This window comes from Streptomyces sp. NPDC054757 (assembly GCF_053612185.1).
Genome location: NZ_JBSHBW010000006.1, coordinates 60,477 through 76,354, shown reverse-complemented (window position 1 = coordinate 76,354; position 15,878 = coordinate 60,477). Strand labels below are relative to the sequence as shown.

15 protein-coding genes and 2 riboswitches are annotated in these 15,878 nt (G+C 68.8%); of the genes, 6 read left to right on the top strand and 9 right to left on the bottom strand.

The annotated features are described in order from the left end of the window. Window positions 1–31 precede the first annotated feature (31 nt). From ACWGKJ_RS10705 to ACWGKJ_RS10680, 6 genes are read right to left on the bottom strand one after another with little or no spacing between them, the layout of a single operon-like run. Entirely contained in the window at window positions 32–2,095 is a 2,064-nt protein-coding gene (locus tag ACWGKJ_RS10705; protein ID WP_385018488.1) for a proton-conducting transporter transmembrane domain-containing protein, read from the bottom strand. Then, a complete protein-coding gene (locus ACWGKJ_RS10700; protein WP_385018486.1) occupies window positions 2,092–2,904 on the bottom strand; it encodes an NADH-quinone oxidoreductase subunit B family protein in 813 nt (270 codons plus the stop codon). Before ACWGKJ_RS10700 ends, ACWGKJ_RS10705 begins: the two co-directional genes overlap by 4 nt. Continuing rightward, the gene (locus ACWGKJ_RS10695) at window positions 2,905–4,425 is read right to left on the bottom strand and encodes a hydrogenase large subunit (protein WP_453315708.1); all 1,521 of its coding nucleotides are present in this window, start codon (window positions 4,423–4,425) and stop codon (window positions 2,905–2,907) included. Beyond that, a complete protein-coding gene (locus ACWGKJ_RS10690; protein ID WP_385018480.1) occupies window positions 4,422–5,888 on the bottom strand; it encodes a proton-conducting transporter transmembrane domain-containing protein in 1,467 nt (488 codons plus the stop codon). Before ACWGKJ_RS10690 ends, ACWGKJ_RS10695 begins: the two co-directional genes overlap by 4 nt. A gap of 9 nt (window positions 5,889–5,897) precedes the next feature. Continuing rightward, window positions 5,898–6,581: a hydrogenase gene (locus ACWGKJ_RS10685; protein WP_385018478.1), complete on the bottom strand. Its 684-nt coding sequence runs from the start codon at window positions 6,579–6,581 to the stop codon at window positions 5,898–5,900. Then, window positions 6,581–7,543: a respiratory chain complex I subunit 1 family protein gene (locus tag ACWGKJ_RS10680; protein WP_385018476.1), complete on the bottom strand. Its 963-nt coding sequence runs from the start codon at window positions 7,541–7,543 to the stop codon at window positions 6,581–6,583. Before ACWGKJ_RS10680 ends, ACWGKJ_RS10685 begins: the two co-directional genes overlap by 1 nt. A 127-nt stretch (window positions 7,544–7,670) precedes the next feature. Next, a riboswitch (Fluoride riboswitch) is annotated at window positions 7,671–7,736 on the bottom strand. Between the two features lie 173 nt (window positions 7,737–7,909). Next, a riboswitch (Fluoride riboswitch) is annotated at window positions 7,910–7,975 on the top strand. A 26-nt stretch (window positions 7,976–8,001) separates the two neighbouring features. Here ACWGKJ_RS10680 and ACWGKJ_RS10675 point away from each other — a divergent pair. The 6 genes from ACWGKJ_RS10675 (at window position 8,002) to ACWGKJ_RS10650 (ending at window position 14,542) form a co-directional block, all read left to right on the top strand. Next, window positions 8,002–9,603: a MutS-related protein gene (locus ACWGKJ_RS10675; protein WP_385018474.1), complete on the top strand. Its 1,602-nt coding sequence runs from the start codon at window positions 8,002–8,004 to the stop codon at window positions 9,601–9,603. After that, complete coding sequence (locus ACWGKJ_RS10670; RefSeq protein WP_385018472.1) at window positions 9,600–11,135, top strand: MutS-related protein; 1,536 nt, start codon at window positions 9,600–9,602, stop codon at window positions 11,133–11,135. Before ACWGKJ_RS10675 ends, ACWGKJ_RS10670 begins: the two co-directional genes overlap by 4 nt. 160 nt (window positions 11,136–11,295) lie before the next feature. Continuing rightward, window positions 11,296–12,066: a 2,3-bisphosphoglycerate-dependent phosphoglycerate mutase gene (locus ACWGKJ_RS10665; protein ID WP_385018470.1), complete on the top strand. Its 771-nt coding sequence runs from the start codon at window positions 11,296–11,298 to the stop codon at window positions 12,064–12,066. 125 nt (window positions 12,067–12,191) lie between these two features. Next, window positions 12,192–13,463: a phosphopyruvate hydratase gene (gene eno / locus ACWGKJ_RS10660; protein ID WP_385018468.1), complete on the top strand. Its 1,272-nt coding sequence runs from the start codon at window positions 12,192–12,194 to the stop codon at window positions 13,461–13,463. A gap of 234 nt (window positions 13,464–13,697) precedes the next feature. Then, window positions 13,698–14,183, top strand: a complete 486-nt coding sequence (gene crcB / locus ACWGKJ_RS10655; protein ID WP_385018466.1) for a fluoride efflux transporter CrcB — start codon at window positions 13,698–13,700, stop codon at window positions 14,181–14,183. Then, on the top strand, window positions 14,180–14,542 hold the full coding sequence (locus ACWGKJ_RS10650) for a DUF190 domain-containing protein (RefSeq protein WP_385018464.1): 363 nt from the start codon (window positions 14,180–14,182) through the stop codon (window positions 14,540–14,542). The genes crcB and ACWGKJ_RS10650 overlap by 4 nt, the downstream gene beginning before the upstream one ends. 4 nt (window positions 14,543–14,546) lie before the next feature. Here the strand turns inward: ACWGKJ_RS10650 and ACWGKJ_RS10645 are convergent, their stop codons facing one another. The 3 genes from ACWGKJ_RS10645 to ACWGKJ_RS10635 form a co-directional block, all read right to left on the bottom strand. Beyond that, window positions 14,547–15,068, bottom strand: coding sequence for a hypothetical protein (locus tag ACWGKJ_RS10645; protein WP_385018462.1), 522 nt, complete (start codon window positions 15,066–15,068; stop codon window positions 14,547–14,549). Window positions 15,069–15,088: 20 nt separating this feature from the next. Next, a complete protein-coding gene (locus ACWGKJ_RS10640) occupies window positions 15,089–15,373 on the bottom strand; it encodes a DUF211 domain-containing protein (RefSeq protein WP_385018460.1) in 285 nt (94 codons plus the stop codon). Between the two features lie 185 nt (window positions 15,374–15,558). Beyond that, entirely contained in the window at window positions 15,559–15,765 is a 207-nt protein-coding gene (locus tag ACWGKJ_RS10635; RefSeq protein WP_385018458.1) for a DUF2180 family protein, read from the bottom strand. Window positions 15,766–15,878: the final 113 nt, after the last annotated feature.

The window sequence follows — 15,878 nt, the reverse complement described above, 5'->3', positions numbered from 1 at the left end:
TTCTGGCCGGGACATGGGACGGGATCGTGGTTCACGCCAGGCCGGTCACGACTGTCAGGAGAGCGACCAGGACGATCAGCATGTAGGCGAGGTAGGCGTCCAGATGGCCGGACTGGAGGCGTTTGGACGCGGCTACCAGGGCACGCAGGGGACGGTAGAACGGCCGGTACGCATAGGTTTCCACCACTTCGACCACATCGGTGGAGTAGTCCAGGACCCCGCCCGTCACGGCCGTGGGGACGGCAGCCCCGGCCCCTGGCGGAGGCTTCCCCGCCGCAGCGGACGGTGAGGTGGCCCTGGTCCGGGTGCGCAGTACGGAAGCCAGCACCCGGCGGGTGGGGTTGGCGTAGCCGAACGGGGTGTACTGGTCGTCGCCGTGCACCCCGCCCCCGGCGGATCGCCAGGCGGGGGTCCGCCGTACGCGCAGGGCGCCACCGCGGGAGGCTCCGAGCAGCAGGACGGCGACGGCTGCCAGCAGCAGCGGCATCGAGACCCAGAGCCAGGAGGGTGACGGCACGGAGAAATCCTTGAAGACGGGCTGTACGACCCACGGGGACTTCAGGACGCCGCCGCTGGTACGGGCCGGTACGAGGTCCTGAAGTCCCCGGATGGCGAGGCGGAGTTCGAGCGGGGTCAGTGCGGCCAGCGCGCTGCCGCCGACCGCGAGGATCAGCACACCGAACCGGCCCGCCATGGCCAGGTCCGTGCTGCGGGGTGCGCGCGGGGCCGGTCCGCGGTCGCGGGGACCGAGGACGGTCATGCCGATGATGCGTACGAAGGTGACGGAGGCGAATCCGACGGTGAGCGCCACCAGGGCGCCCGCCGCGGCGAGGGCGAGCGCGTACGGCAGATGCACCACCCGGAACTGCTGCATCAGGGACTCCAGCAGGAACCACTCGGAGACGAACCCGGCGGTGGGCGGCAGCCCCGCCAGCGTGACGGAGCCCACAGCGACCGCCGTACCCGCCCAGCGCAGTCGGCGGGCCGTACCGCGCAGCTGCTCCAGATCTCCGGTCTCCGCGTCCGATTCGAGGGCCGCCGCCCCGGCGAACAGCAGGGTCTTGGCGATCGCGTGAGCGACCGTCTGGAGAGTCGCCGCGATCAGACCGGCCGCCGTGAGCCGGTCGCTGTCCACGCACACGCCGACCAGCGCCACCGCGTAGCCCGCGCAGATCAGTCCGGCGTTCTCGACACTGGAGTAGGCGACAACCCGTTCGAGGCGCCCCTGAACAGCTGCGTGGGCGATGGCCAGGAGCGCGGTGAGCGCCGCGACGAGCAGGAGCGCGACGGCGAGCCAGGCGGGCGGGCGCCCGAGCAGGTCGAGGGTGCGCCACAGACCGTAGAACCCCGCGTTGACGGCCACACCCGCCATGACGGGCCGCAGCCCGGCCGGTGCGGCCGAGTAGCCGCGCGGCATCCACACCTGGACGGGGGCGAGCCCGACCTTGACGGCGAACGCGATGACGAGGAGGGTCCAGGCGGCGCCGTGCGGAAAGCCCGGCGGGAAGCGGCTGAAGTCGGCCAGCAGGAAGCTGCCGGTGCGGGTGGCGGGCAGCAGGAGGCCCAGGAGCAGGGCGGCTCCGGAGACCTTGCCGAAGCCGAGAGTCACCAGCGAGGCGTTGGTGTGGGTGCCTTCGGACGCGGTCAGCAGATAGAAGCCCAGCGTCAGCGCTTCCCAGGCGAACAGGAAGAGGAAGGCGTTGTCGGCGCTCTCCACGACAGCCACCGAGGCGAGGACGAGCGCGCAGTAGGCGGCCGGGCCACGGCTGTGCACCCGGCCCGGCGCCCACCCCGCGGCGGTCAGGCATGCGGCGACAGCGACAGCGAAGGTCAACAGCCAGAACAGCGCGGACAGACGGTCCACCTCAAGGCCGCTCGTTCCGAATCCGAGCCAGTCGCCGAAGCCGAGGTACGGAGGCGAGCCCGGGGTACGCAGCGCCCCGGCACCGACCGCGGCGAGGCAGCCGGACCCCGCCGCACACAGCAGATACGGCACCGCGGTGAGCCGCGCACGGCGGAGGTGGCGCCCGGCCAGGCAGTCGGCCGCCGCGGCGCCTGCGAACAGCAGCAGCCCCAGGGTGATCAGCGCCTTCACGAGGTCGCTCCGCTCTCCGCGAGCCGGCCGGTGGCCAGCAGCAGCGCATACAGCAGGGAGAAGGGACTGGGCGGCGAGCCCGGTACCCAGATGTCCACGTCGACCAGATCGGCGAGCCCGCCATGTGTGGCGTACGAGTCGGCGTACAGCCCGCCGCCGCAGGCGTCGGTACCGGCCGCGATGACGACGACGGGCCGGGCGGTGGCCTCGTGGGTTCGGCGCAGGGGAGCGGCCATACCGCGTGTTCCGGCACCTGTGACCAGCAGGACGTCCGCATGGCGGGGGCTGGCGGTGAAGAACAGGCCCAGCCGGTGGATGTCGTAGACGGGGTTGACGAGCGCGGCGATCTCCCACTCCTCGCTTCCGTCGGACCCTGCGTCGACATGCCGGATGTGGAGCGAGCGGCGGAAGCGGGCCGTCCGGGCCGCCAGCTCCTTCCGCAGCGTTTCGAGTGCCGGATCGCTCTCGCCCGTATCGCTCCCGCCCGATTCCGGTACGACGAGAGAGGCGCGTGAGACGGCCGCCGTCTCCGTCCCGTACTGCGGCCCGAAGAGGTCCGGGCGCGCCCGAGTGCAGCGCAGGCACTGGATGCACAGCCCCCGGTCGAGCGAGACCGCACCGGCGCCGTCGGACACGATGGCCCCGGTCGGGCACAGGCCCGCGGCCTCGTCCGCCGTCAGGGGAGGCGATTCCGGTGAGGGCTGACGTACCGACACCGCTGCGGGAAAACCGTCCGCGTACGCGTCGTGCCTCCCGGGATATCCGGTAGTGACGACGCCTTCACGCAACCCGCGCCAGAACCAGGGCATCTATACCGCCACCCCTGCGATGGAGAGTCCGAAGCTCGCTTCGATGAAGGGGAAGTCCGTGAGGATGTCGCCCGCGAACACCTCATGGAAGAGAACGAGGTTGTGGAACGAGGCGGAGCGCGGCACGCATCTGACGACCCGCCCCCGGTCGCAGCGCAGCAGATGGAGAACCTCGCCCTGAGCCGCCTCGGCCCAGCCGACGCCTTCCCCCGTGAGGTCCTCCGGCACAGGGAGACACAGGAGACCGTCGGCGGGGAGCGCGCGCAGCTCCTCGACGACCTGGCCGAGCAGATGGAACGACTGGCCGATCTCCGCGCCGCGGACATGGGTGCGGGCCATGGCGTCACCGTCGGCCTGGTCGGGCGGCTGGCCGAGCCCGAGCGAGGTATAGGCGTCGTAGGGGCGTTCGTAGCGGGCGTCCGCCGTGCAGCCGGACGCCTTCCCGATCGGACCCAGCGCACCGTGAGCTCTGGCGAGATCCGGCGAGAGCGGCCCCGTACCGCGCAGCCGGTCCAGGAAGGACGGGGTGGCCATGGCCGCCCGCCAGTCGGACGCGATCGCCCGGTGCAGGCCGGCGAGTGCGCCGTCCAGGGCCGGGGGAGCGAGCGCGGGCAGTGCGTGCACGCCGCCCGGCACCACGACACCGCGACCGAAGCGGCTGCCGCACAACTGCCCCGTCAGTCGAAGGACGCGCTCCTTGTGGAGGCCGAAGCGTGCCGTGGCGACGGCGAGCCCGGCCGCCTCGGTGAGTTTGACCATGGTGTCGAGGTGGTTGGCGATCCGTTCCAGCTCGGCGTGGAGGGACCGGACCAGCCGGGCCGGCCAGGGCACGTCGAGACCGGCGACGGTCTCGACGGCGTGGCAGAACGCCAGAGCGTGGGCGACGGAGGAGGCCCCCTCCACCCGCTCGCCGACCAGGACCGCCTCCTGGGGCGGCAGTTGCTCGAAGCGTTTGGAGACCCCGCGGTGTTTGTGGAAGACGCGGATCTGGACGCGTGGGATGTCCTCGCCGGGGGTCTCCACCAGGTACTCGACGGACTCCACCACACCCGAGCGGACCGGACCGTGCGGAATCGTGAAGACGCCGGGTCCGGCGACCGCTCGCGGAATGGCGCTCTCATCGGGTTCGAGCGGTTCCGGATCGCGCGCGGTGCCCGGCAGCGGCGTGTGTGCGGGGTCCTTGAGCGGCAGCAGCAGTGGATCGAGGCGTGGATGATCCAGGGGCGTGACACCGAACAGATCGTGCAGCACCCGCTCGTACCAGAAGGCGGCGGGCAGTTCGGCGCTCAGGGACGGGTAGGAGAGAGCGTCGGACGGCAGCAGGGTCCTCAGGACCAGCGGCTCCTGGGCGTCCTGAGGGAAGAGCACCGCGGCAAGGGCCACCCCGCCTCCGTCCTCGGCCGAGCCGAACAGACCGGCGAAGCGTGCGGGGCTCTCCCCTCCGACAAGGGCCAGCAACTCGGCCCGCCACTGCGACGGCCGGCGGTAACGGCCCGATGGCGCCTGCCCGGACGCCGTCATGTCGTACCCCCCAGTTCGGCAGCGCCCCGGCCGAGGAGCTGGGACAGGTCCGTGGGCGGATGCAACCCCAGTACCAGGAGGGCGAGCACTCCGGCGATCACGGGTACGACCATCCAGGCACTCGGTTCGCCGCGTACCGGAGGCGTGTCCGCCGCCGTGGCGGAGGACAGGACGATACGGGTCGCCGCTACGGCAAGCCCCATGAAGGCGACCGTGACCAGGACGACGAGCACGGCCGCCGGCCCGTAGTGCCGGGTCCCGAGTCCGCCCGCCACGATCTGGAACTCGCTGCGGAAGATACCGAAGGGCGGCATGGCGGACAGGGCGAGGATCGCGGACAGGAACAGCGGAGCCGACCAGGGCAGCAGCCGTGCTCCTCCTCTGAGCCCGGCGATCTCCTTGGTGCGGTACTTCCGTACGAGCGCCCCCGCGCCCATGAAGGCGTTGCCCTTGGCCGCCGCGTGCGCGAGCACATGGAGCAGCACACCGGCCGATGCGACGGTGGCACCGAAGCCGACACCGATGCTGAGGATGCCCATGTGCTCGACGCTCGAGTACGCCAGCAGGCGCTTGATGTCGTGCTGGTCGAGCAGGTAGAGCGCCGCCAGCAGCAGTGAGGCGATCCCGAAGACGAGCAGCACGGTCCGGGGGAAGTGCGGACCGAGAGCGGGGACAGCGATCTGGTAGTAGCGCAGCACCGCGTAGAAACTGATGGCGAGCAGAGAGCCGGAGAGCATGGCCGAGACCGGTGTGGGCGCCTCCGCATGGGCGTCCGGCAGCCAGGTATGGACCGGCACCAGGCCCACTTTGGTGCCGAAACCGAGGACCGCGAGTACGAACGAGAGCCGGACGGCGGTGTGCGGCAGCCGGCCCGCGGCTCTCAGCAGCGGGTCGAACGCCAGGTCGTAGGTCTGCCCCAGGACCTGGGCGCCCGCGTAGTACATGAAGATCGTGGCCAGCAGGGCCACCCCGAGACCGACCGACGCGATCAGCACATACTTCCAGGCCGCTTCCGTGGAGCCCTCGGTGTTCTCCACGGCGACGAGCAGCGCCGAGACGACGGTGGTGATCTCGACCGCGATCCACAGCAGCGCGAGCCCGTTCACCAGGGGCGCGCACAGCATGGACCAGGCGAAGAGGTTGAAGCCGAGGTAGAAGCGGCGTGCGTAGCGGGGGAAGTCCCGGGCGCGCTCGTCATGACGCAGATAGCCGACACTGTGCGCGGCACACGCCGCGTAGACGAACGCGGTGGCCAGCACGAACACCGCGGACAGGGCATCCGCGCGCAGAAAGCCGATACGCAGATCGCGGTTGCCCGCCTCCGGTACGAGAGCGAGCGCGAGCCCGAGGCAGCAGACCCCGGAGACGACGGTGAGCGCCTGTGTGACGCGGACCGGCGCGACGAGCGCGGCGAGCGCGGGGAGCAGGGGTACCAGCGTCAGGAGCAGCAGGACGACCGTCATGGGTACCTCTCATCCCTGCAGTGTGGTCAGGGACTCGGTGGACAGCGACGCCGTGCGGTGGTGATGCACCCGCATCAGCACACCGAACACCACGACCGCGACCAACAGGTCGAACAGGAAGGCCACTTCGATGATCAGCGGCATACCGGCCGCCACGACCAGCGAGGCGAGGGAGACACCGTTCTCCAGGGAGAAGAAGCCCACCGCCTGGGAGACCACGTCCCGTCGCACGATCATCAGGACGAACGCCACCATCACCACGGACATGGACAGGCCGAGCGCCGCGTGCGGCAGGAAGCGGCTGCGGATGTCCAGCGAACCGACGGCGAAGAACCCGAAGCCCGCCAGGGCGAGGGAGAGCAGTGTCGCCCCGGCCACGCCGATCGCCCCCGACCCGGCGATCTCCACCTGCGCGTCGCGCAGCAGCCGCGTGATCAGCCAGGGCACCGCCACGACCTTGAGGGCGAGGGAGACAGCGGCCAGGACATAGAGTTCGGGCAGGTCCCGCCCCGCCGCCACGATCACCGCGAGCGCCGAGACGAGCAGTGACTGCACCGCGTACAGATGTACCTGCGAACGGGAGAGCGCCGCGCGCAGCATGGCGAACTCGGTGAGGAGCAGCAGGACGGCGACCGCGTTGGTGGCCCCCTCGAATGTGGTCGGCGCGCTGTCCGCCGCGAGCAGGACGGCCATCAGCCGCCTCCCAGATAGAGGGTGAACAGAGCCAGGACCGCCAGCAGGAAAGCCGCCGACACAAACTCGGTGATCTTGAAGAGCCGGAGTTTCGCGAAGCTGTTGTCGATGACCGCCACGACACAGCCCAGGAGCACCGCTTTGCCCAGGAGCGCGAGGATCGCCAGCATGACGGAGCCGGCCGCGGTGCTGGACGACAGGCCCCAGGGGGCGAGGAACACGTCGATCAGCAGGGTGTAGAAGATCAACTGCTTCATCGCCGAGCCCCACTTCAGCAGGGCGAGATACGGCCCGGAGTGCTCGAAGACCCGCGCTTCCTCGATCATCCCGAACTCGTTGGTGCCGGTGTGCGTCTCGACCGGGATGCGGGCGGTCTCGTAGAGGATCACGAGGAACAGCGCGGCGCTGGCCAGCAGATGTGCGGGGCGGATGATCTCACCGGCCGACGAGCGGACCGTGGCGGCCTGTGCGTACGGCAGGTCGGTGGCCGTGACCAGGGCGACGGTGAACACCACGAACAGCACCACGGGCTCGGTGATCGCCCCGAACGTCTTGGAACGGCTGGCTCCCAGCTGCGCGTAGGGGCCACCGCTCTCCGCCGCCGCGACCGCCACCGAGAAACTCGCCAGCGCCAGCAGGAAGCCGCCACCGAGGATGTCGCCCATGTAGCCCAGCGGCAGGCCGAAGGTCGTCAGGACGGGGATGAGCAGCGGCACCGTCAGATAGCAGGTCAACGCCACCGCGGGCGCCGCGAGAAAGAACCAGCTCGCCCCGGCCGGTGCCAGGGACTCCTTGCCGAACAGTTTGGCCAGGTCGTAGTAGGGCTGAAGGACACGGGGCCCGCGCCGGCCCTGCATGCGGGCCTCGACCTTCGCGATCACACCGGACAGGCCGGGAGCAGCCACCAGCACCGTCAGGGGCTGAAGCGTCTGCACGAGGGGAAGCGGCAGGTCCGCGCTCATCGCACCGACTGCCTCAGGACGCCGGACGGGGCGGGGGACCGGCTCGGGTCACTGCTGTCCGCCGGTCCCTGGCCCGTTCTCATCGCTGCTGCCTCCACCGGATACGGCACCGGGGAACCGGTGCGGTCGATCGGTAGAGGCCATCAGCGGCGCACAACCGCGGTTGAAGGCGAGCCTCATCGCCTGCCGACCATGGTGGGCAGGCGATGAGGCCGCGTCAACGGGCCGGGCCGCGATGTCACCCGAAGAGTCCCCGCCGTGCATCGGAGCCCTCCTCCGTCGCGCGGCCCTCCCCGCGTGCGGTACGAGCGCGTCGGCACACGCATGTGGCCGAGCGGTTGTAGGACGCGCCCGGCTCCGGCCACAATGGAGTCCGGCGATGAGGCTCGCCCTTAACCGCGGGGTCCACCCGCTGATGGCCTCTACGGACGGATGGCACCTGTCACGTGGAGGCCGGTATGGGATTGCCCGACGCTGTTGACCTTGAGAATTCCCCCACGACGTGTGCACCCTCCGCACGGTCGGAAGCCTTCACAGGCCTGCTGTACCTCCACCCTCCGTCCCCGGCCGACGACACCAGGGCGGGTGAACCGTCGTACTTCCACGATCTGAATCTTGACCGGGTCGTCGATGTCATGACCGGGGGCCGGAAAGAATACGACCTCAAGCCGTACTTCCGCCTCCCGCTGCACGACGAGGAGGAAGTCGAGTACCGCCAGCATGTGTTCGCGGACCTGGAGAAGGCCCCCGTCGCGGAGGAGGTGCGGGCCTTCGCGGAGCGGATGCGGGCGATGCGCAAGCTCCTTAGGCAGGCGGACGAATTGCATCACCTCTACCAGCAGAAGCGCCTGTTCGTGGACGCGACCGAGAAGTACTGCGCCGCCGTCGAAGCCCTCACCGCCGGCCTGGACCGGACGGATGCCCGCTCGCGCGGTTTCCGCACACTGAGGGCATGGCTTGCCGCATACACGGCATCCGACGGGTTCACCCGGCTGGTCTCCGGCGCCGCGGAGGTGGACCGGGCACTCGCGGATGTCAGGTACAGCATCCGTATCAAGGGGAATCGCGTCCGGGTCACCCCCTACGAGGGCGAGCCCGACTACAGCCGGGAAGTCGAGAGGACGTTCGCCAAATTCCAGCAGGACGAGTCCGATGACCACCGTTCCGCGTTCCGGGGACAGCTGGACATGAACCATGTCGAAGCGCAGGTCCTCGACCTGGTGGCGAAGCTCAACCCGGACGCGTTCGCCACCCTGGACGCCTATGTGGGGGAGCACAGCGCGTTCCTGGACGACCGGATCCGCGCGACCGACCGTGAGCTCCAGTTCTACCTGGCCTATCTGGACTTCATCGCGCCCCTCAAGTCCGCCGGACTCGCCTTCTGCCATCCCCGCGTCTCCACACGCGACAAGGCGGTCCGGGCCCGGGACGCCTTCGATCTGGCGCTGGCCGACAAGCTCGTCGGAGACGGGCGCACCGTCGTCACCAACGGATTCCGTCTGACCCCGCCCGAGCGGGTCATCGTCGTGACCGGACCGAACCAGGGCGGGAAGACCACGTTCGCCCGGATGTTCGGCCAGCTGCACCACCTGGCGGCCCTGGGCTGCCCCGTACCCGCGGCGGAGGCGGAACTCTTCCTGCTCGACCGGATGTTCACCCACTTCGAGCGGGAAGAGGACCTACGGAACCTGCGCGGCAAGCTGGAGGACGAACTCACCCGCATCCACCAGGTACTTCAACAGGCCACCGGCGACAGCGTCATCGTGATGAACGAGAGCTTCAACTCGACCACCCTGCACGACGCCCTGTTCATCGGCGAGGCCGTGCTGCGGCAGATCATCGAACGGGATCTGCTCTGTGTGTATGTGACCTTCGTCGACGAACTCGCCGCGCTCGGCGCCGCCACCGTGAGCATGGTCCCCACCGTCGAGTCCGATGCGCCCGCGACCCGTACCCACCACCTGGTCAGACAACCTGCCGACGGGCTCGCCTACGCCACCGCCATCGCCGAGAAGTACCGGCTCACCTATGGTTCGCTCCGGAGGCGACTCGCACCATGAAGGCCCATCTCCTTTACCAGGAAGAGGATTTCGACCTGGAGCGCGAGCCCGACGAGCAGGATGTGACGCAGGACCTGGAACTCGACGTCCTCTTCGACGCGATGGCCGGTGACGACGACCCGGTCCTGTCCGACATCGTCAGGCGGGTGGTCCTGTGCGGCCGAAGTACTCCGTCCGAGATCCGCTACCGGCAGGAGGTACTGGCGGACTGCCTCCGCGAGCCGGACACCGTACGCGGCCTGTACGCCGTCGCCGCCGATGCGATGACCCAGGAACGGCACATCTACCCGAACTTCTTCAAGTCGCCCGACACCACGCTGAGCCGCGCCGTGAACGTACTCGAACTCTTCGTACAGGAGCTGAAGCGGCTGCGGGCCATCGCCGATGACCGCGCCGGGGGCTTCCGGTCGTCCGGCTTCACCCGGCTCTTCGCGATGCTCGCCACCGAACTCGACGACGCCTACTTCCAGCGCGTCGAGGACCACATCGGCGAACTGCGTTTCCGCCGGGGAACCCTGATCAGCGCCCGGCTCGGTATCGGCAACAAGGGCACCGAGTACGTCCTGCGCCGGCCGAGGGAGCAGAGCTGGCTGCAGCAGGTGTCCGGTGGCCGGAGCGGCTACGGCTTCCATATCGCCGAGCGGGACGAGAGCGGCGCGAAGGCCCTCTCGGACCTGCGGGGGAGAGGGATCGATCTCGTCGCGAACGCACTCGCCCAGTCGACCGACCACATCCTGAGCTTCTTCCGGATGCTCCGCTGCGAGCTGGCCTTCTACATCGGCTGCCTCAATCTGCACGAGCGCCTGGAGCGGAAGGGCGAACCCGTGTGCTTCCCCGACCCCGCGCCTCGGGGCGAGCCGGCGCTCCGCGCCCGTGGCCTGTACGACGTCTGTCTGAGCCTGCGTACGGACTCCCGCGCCGTGGGCAACGACCTGGACGCCGACGGCAAGCAGCTGATCATGATCACCGGGGCGAACCAGGGCGGCAAATCCACTCTGCTGAGAGGGATCGGCCTGGCCCAGCTGATGATGCAGTGCGGCATGTTCGTCGCCGCGCGGTCCTTCCGGGCGGATGTCCGCGACGGTGTCTTCGCGCACTACAAGCGGGAGGAGGACGCCTCCATGACCCACGGCAAACTGGATGAGGAACTGCTGCGGATGAGCGCCGTCGCCGACCGGATCAGCGCGGGTGGCATGCTGCTGTGCAACGAGTCCTTCGCGTCGACGAACGAGCGGGAGGGCTCCGAGATCGCCCGCCAGATCGTCCACGCCCTGCTGGAATCCGGGGTGAAGGTCGTGTTTGTCACTCACCTGTTCGACCTGGCGCACGGGCTCCACGAGGAGGGCTCGGAGGCAGCGCTCTTCCTCCGGGCCGAACGTACCGACGACGGCAGGCGTACGTTCAGGCTGGCACCGGGAGAGCCACTTCCCACGAGCTACGGCGAGGACCTCTACCGGCGCACCTTCGGCGGGCAATCGGCTGAGCCCTCCGCGGCCGCCGTGTCCCCCGCGGAAGCCGATGACCGCCCCTGACGGCACTCGGCCGGCCCACACCGGTAGGGATGACTGTGCTGAAGGCGTGTCGGCGGGGCACACTGAAGGGGTAGATTCAGGTTCCCGGTGATGGGGCTCACCGAAACCGCGGCCGATGGCCGCTGACGGTCCCTGGTTGTCCACGCGACCAGGAGGAGCCATGCCCACATCCGCCGCCGGGCCTTTCGGGACCCTGGTCCTCATGCGCCACGGCCAGAGTTCGACCAATGCCGAGGGCCGTTTCACCGGTTGGTCGGACACCCCTCTCACCGCCCGTGGCGAAAGGGAAGCGGCCGCTGCCGCCTCCCTGCTCTCCGGTGAAGGACTCGTACCGGGGGTCGTTCATACGTCGGCCCTGCACAGGTCGATCCGCAGCGCGGAGATTGTCCTCGACGGTTTGGACCTCTCGTGGATACCCGTTTTCCGTACCTGGCGGCTGAATGAGCGTCAGTACGGTGCGCTGACGGGGCGGCTCAAGTCGGAGGTTCGTCAGGAGGCCGGCGGGGAGCAGTATCGCCTGTGGCGCAGATCCCTGACCGGCACCCCCGGACCGCTGCCCGAGCACCGGCTCGCGAGACTGCGCGCCGATCCGCGGTACGCGGCTCTCCGCGGGGCTGGTATTCCCGAGGTGGAGAGCCTCGCCGACATGATCGCGAGGGTCGTCCCCTACTGGACGGACGTGCTCGCGGACCAGCTCCACAGCGGCCACACCGTCCTCGTGGTCGCCCACGGCAACGCCATCCGCGCCCTGGTCGCGGTACTGGACCGGCTGTCCGAGCATGAAGTGGAGGAACTGAACATCCCGACGGGAGCACCGCTGCACTACGTCTTCGACGACAGGCTGCGTCCGGTGAGACGCGGCGGACGCTATCTGGACCCCGCCGGCGCCCGGGAGGCAGCTGAGGCTGTCGCCGTGGAAGGCCACGACTGACGGCGGCGGAAGCCGCTGCCGTACGTGTCGGACGCGGCTGTCCGCCCGAAAGACCCTGTTCCGCTCCAGAGATTCCGCTCAAGAGAATTCGCTCAGAATTCAGTCCAAGAGATGAAGGACGAAGCATGTCACTGCATATTTCCGCTCTCAGCGCCGTCGAGATCCTCGACTCCCGCGCCCGCCCGACCCTGGCGGTCACCCTCACCACGGACGACGGCACCCGGATCCGTGCGGGTGTGCCGTCGGGTGCGTCGACGGGTTCGGGTGAGGCGGTCGAGTTGCGTGATGGTGACGGGGAGCGCTTTGGGGGGCAGGGTGTTCTGGGGGCTGTGGAGCATGTGAATGGGGAGATCGCGGGGGCTTTGGCGGGGCGGACGTTCGAGTCGGCGGCTCAGGTGGATGCGTTGCTGATCGAGCTGGACGGGACGGATTCGAAGTCGCGGCTGGGGGCGAATGCGATCGTGGGGGTGTCGTTGGCCGCGGCGCGCGCTGAGGCTGCTGCCGGGGGCAAGGAGCTGTGGCAGTCGCTTGCCCGGGTGGCGGGGACTGTGCCGCGGCTTCCGGTTCCGCATTTCAATGTGGTGAACGGTGGTGTGCACGCGGCGAACAATCTGGATTTCCAGGAGTTCATGCTCGCTCCGCTCGGTGCTCCGAGTCTTGGGGAGGCGGTGCGGGCGGGTGCGGAGGTGTACGCGTGTCTGAAGGCGCGGCTGGCGAGGGCGGGGCATCCCACGGGGCTGGGTGACGAGGGCGGGTTCGCTCCGGACATCGACCGCCCGGAGGATGTGCTCACCGAACTGGTGGAGGCCATCAGGGACGCCGGGTACACCCCTGGCCCGACCGGGATCGCGATCGCTCTGGATCCGGCCGCCAGCGAGTTCTGTACGGATGGCCGTTATCGGGTCGCCGGTGAGGACCTTACGTCGGACCAGCTGATCGACCGGTACGAGGAGATCGTCAACCGGTTCCCGGTGTGGTCGATCGAGGATGGGCTGGCCGAGGACGACTGGGAGGGGTGGGTGTCGCTGACCGGGCGTCTGGGGCACCGTGTCCAGCTGATGGGCGATGACATCTTCGTGACCAACCCGGCTCTCATCACGGAGGCGATCAGCCGCAAGGTCGGCAACTCGGCGCTGATCAAGGTGAATCAGATCGGGACCGTGACCGAGACGCTCGAAGCGATGCGGATCTGCCGGGAAGCCGGCTACACACAGATGATCTCCCACCGGTCCGGTGAGACCGATGACTCCTTCATCGCCGATCTGGCCGTGGGGACCGGATGCGGACAACTCAAATCCGGTGCCCCCGCCCGCGGCGAACGCATCGCCAAATACAACCGACTCCTCGAAATCGCCACCACGCACAGGGAGCTTCCGTACGGCGTCGAGGGCCGCTGAACGCCTCCGTAGGAGCTCTGACTGCCTCCGTACGTCCCGCGTACATCCCGTCCGATGTGACGGAAGTTGAAGAATTCCCGAGCCGCGCGGTAGCCTTTTCACCGTTGGTGTCCTCTGGTCACCGCGCGGCGGTGGGGCCCGCCGTTCCCGAACCGCGGCGACTGCGCCGCCAACGGTCCCTACTTACGGTTGCGCACACCTATGTGCGTCTGTCCGGTGAGTAGGAGACGGTTCGTGCCAAAGGCCCCCACCTCGATTCCGAACGACCCCGTCGACTCCGACGTCGATCTCGACATACCCGCACAGCGCACCGAGCTGAAGCAAGGCCAAGGGGCTCTGCTGGCCATGGTCGCGCTCGGCGGCGTCATCGGCGCGTCAGCCCGGTACGAGGCCTCTCTGCTGTGGCCCACAGCAGCTGGTGCGTTTCCCTGGACCACACTCCTGATCAATGTCATCGGATGTGCGGTCATCGGCATATTCATGGTGCTCATCACTGACGTCTGGTCAGCTCACCGCCTGGTACGCCCGTTCTTCGGCACCGGTGTACTGGGCGGCTTCACCACCTTCTCCACCTACGCGGTGGACATCCAGCACTTGGTCGACCAAGGCCACGCCCGCACCGGGATGGCATACATGGCCCTCACCCTCCTGGCAGCGATGGCCGCGGTGTGGACCGGATCCGCCCTGACCCGTCGTTTCGTCGTATGGAGGCAGCAATGAGGCTTACCGGATCCGCACTGAGGGCCACGGTCTACATCGGCGAGAGCGACCTCTGGCACCACAAGCCCCTGTTCACGGAGATCGTGCACCGGGCCCACGAGGCAGGACTGTCGGGTGCGACCGTTGTCCGGGGCGTCGAGGGATTCGGGACTTCCTCCATGATCCACACGACCCGGCTGCTGTCGATGAGCGAGGACCTGCCGGTAGCGGTGGTCATCGTGGACACGGAGGAAAAGGTCCGCGCCTTCCTGCCGGAACTGGACGAGATCGTCGCCGAGGGACTCGTCGTCCTGGACGACTGCGAAGTGATCCGCTACGCGAAGGGGAAGCCGGAGGGCGAGGACGCCGCATCGGGCTGACGCGTCACGCGATGTGCAGCGAGACACCGATCCAGGTGACGGCCAGTCCTCCGATGCCCATCGACAGCGCCCACCATTCCGGCCGGCCGGCCAGAACTCGCCCCAGTACGGCCCCCAGACCGGCCAGCGCGCCGACGGCAAGGACGACCACACCCCACGAGAGATGAGGCAGCGCGGCCCCCGCGAGAAGCGGCAGAACCGCCCCGACGAAGCTCGCCGCGCACGCCACAGCCATGGCCCGCAACGATCTGAGCAGGGCGAGGTGCCCGAGCCTTGTGGTCGCCAGGTGGCCCCGGGAGGTCAGGTTGAGCTCGCGTGAGGCACGTACGAGCTGGCCACGGCGTTCCGCGTAGTCGGACACGAATACCGAGAAGGCGGCGGTCACGAGCGCAACGGCGGCGACCCGGGCCGAGAGCGAGTAGGTGATGGGGGAACCGCTCCCCACCAGGGAGGCACCCGCAAGGGTGAGCGCGTTGAGCAGCCCGTCCGTCAGCCCCAGGACCAGCGGCAGCCGTGTCTGACCCATGAACCGACGCAGGCCGTACATCATCGGTGGCGGGGCCTGCCCTCGACGGTGTACGTGCCGGCCACGACCTGATCGGTGCTGTGGACGACCGCACCGACGCGCTCGATGGCGCGGACGAGCGCGTCGACATCGATGTCCTCACCCTCGACGGTGACGTCCGTGCCCACCGTCTCCATATCGATCTCCGTGACGACGATGTTCACCGCTTCCACCCCTGGTGAGCTTTCGATCGCCCGGGCGAGTTGCACAAGATCCGGCTCCTGAACGGTCTTGTCGACGTCGAGGACCAGACGGCGAATAGGCATGAGGGCTCCTTCTCGGGCTCCTGGCGCACGAAAGGCGCCATTCCTTCCATCTATGACCGGAAAGAACCTTGTTGAACGCCGGCCGCTACCCCGGTAAGGGCGAATCGGGTGAAATTCAGGGCCTGCCCGATGGCCTTTCGTTTGGATCAGGCCCGTGAACCCGGGCCTGATCCAAACGACGATCTCTAGGCGCTGTGTTCGGCTGCGGAGCAGACCTCGCAGAGGATGCGCCGTGCGGTGCGGGGCAGAGTGGCCACGCCCATCCCGTTGATGCGGTGCAGCGTTTGCGGTACGACGGACGAATGGTCGGCACAGGCGCCCGCGCCGCAGGACCGGCAGAGTGCGATGGCCGGGGTGATGCGGCCGGAAGTGTGGCAGTCGTAGCATTTCATGGCTGAGGTCCGTTCTCGTGAGAGCGCATGAGCGCATAACAAGGCGCCGCTCGGCATGCTGAAGTCTGGCGGTGCATGTGAGTGGTGAGTGATGTACGAAGAACGAGCCGGAG

What these genes read in the sequence shown, in the direction of transcription:
- ACWGKJ_RS10640 (WP_385018460.1), bottom strand. Translation starts at nt 15,373, where the DNA reads ATGCCTATTCGCCGTCTGGTCCTCGACGTCGACAAGACCGTTCAGGAG.
- ACWGKJ_RS10680 (WP_385018476.1), bottom strand. Translation starts at nt 7,543, where the DNA reads ATGAGCGCGGACCTGCCGCTTCCCCTCGTGCAGACGCTTCAGCCCCTG.
- ACWGKJ_RS10685 (WP_385018478.1), bottom strand. Translation starts at nt 6,581, where the DNA reads ATGGCCGTCCTGCTCGCGGCGGACAGCGCGCCGACCACATTCGAGGGG.
- ACWGKJ_RS10645 (WP_385018462.1), bottom strand. Translation starts at nt 15,068, where the DNA reads ATGGGTCAGACACGGCTGCCGCTGGTCCTGGGGCTGACGGACGGGCTG.
- ACWGKJ_RS10695 (WP_453315708.1), bottom strand. Translation starts at nt 4,425, where the DNA reads ATGACGGCGTCCGGGCAGGCGCCATCGGGCCGTTACCGCCGGCCGTCG.
- ACWGKJ_RS10675 (WP_385018474.1), top strand. Translation starts at nt 8,002, where the DNA reads ATGGGATTGCCCGACGCTGTTGACCTTGAGAATTCCCCCACGACGTGT.
- ACWGKJ_RS10670 (WP_385018472.1), top strand. Translation starts at nt 9,600, where the DNA reads ATGAAGGCCCATCTCCTTTACCAGGAAGAGGATTTCGACCTGGAGCGC.
- ACWGKJ_RS10665 (WP_385018470.1), top strand. Translation starts at nt 11,296, where the DNA reads ATGCCCACATCCGCCGCCGGGCCTTTCGGGACCCTGGTCCTCATGCGC.
- ACWGKJ_RS10700 (WP_385018486.1), bottom strand. Translation starts at nt 2,904, where the DNA reads ATGCCCTGGTTCTGGCGCGGGTTGCGTGAAGGCGTCGTCACTACCGGA.
- ACWGKJ_RS10650 (WP_385018464.1), top strand. Translation starts at nt 14,180, where the DNA reads ATGAGGCTTACCGGATCCGCACTGAGGGCCACGGTCTACATCGGCGAG.
- eno (WP_385018468.1), top strand. Translation starts at nt 12,192, where the DNA reads ATGTCACTGCATATTTCCGCTCTCAGCGCCGTCGAGATCCTCGACTCC.
- ACWGKJ_RS10690 (WP_385018480.1), bottom strand. Translation starts at nt 5,888, where the DNA reads ATGACGGTCGTCCTGCTGCTCCTGACGCTGGTACCCCTGCTCCCCGCG.
- ACWGKJ_RS10635 (WP_385018458.1), bottom strand. Translation starts at nt 15,765, where the DNA reads ATGAAATGCTACGACTGCCACACTTCCGGCCGCATCACCCCGGCCATC.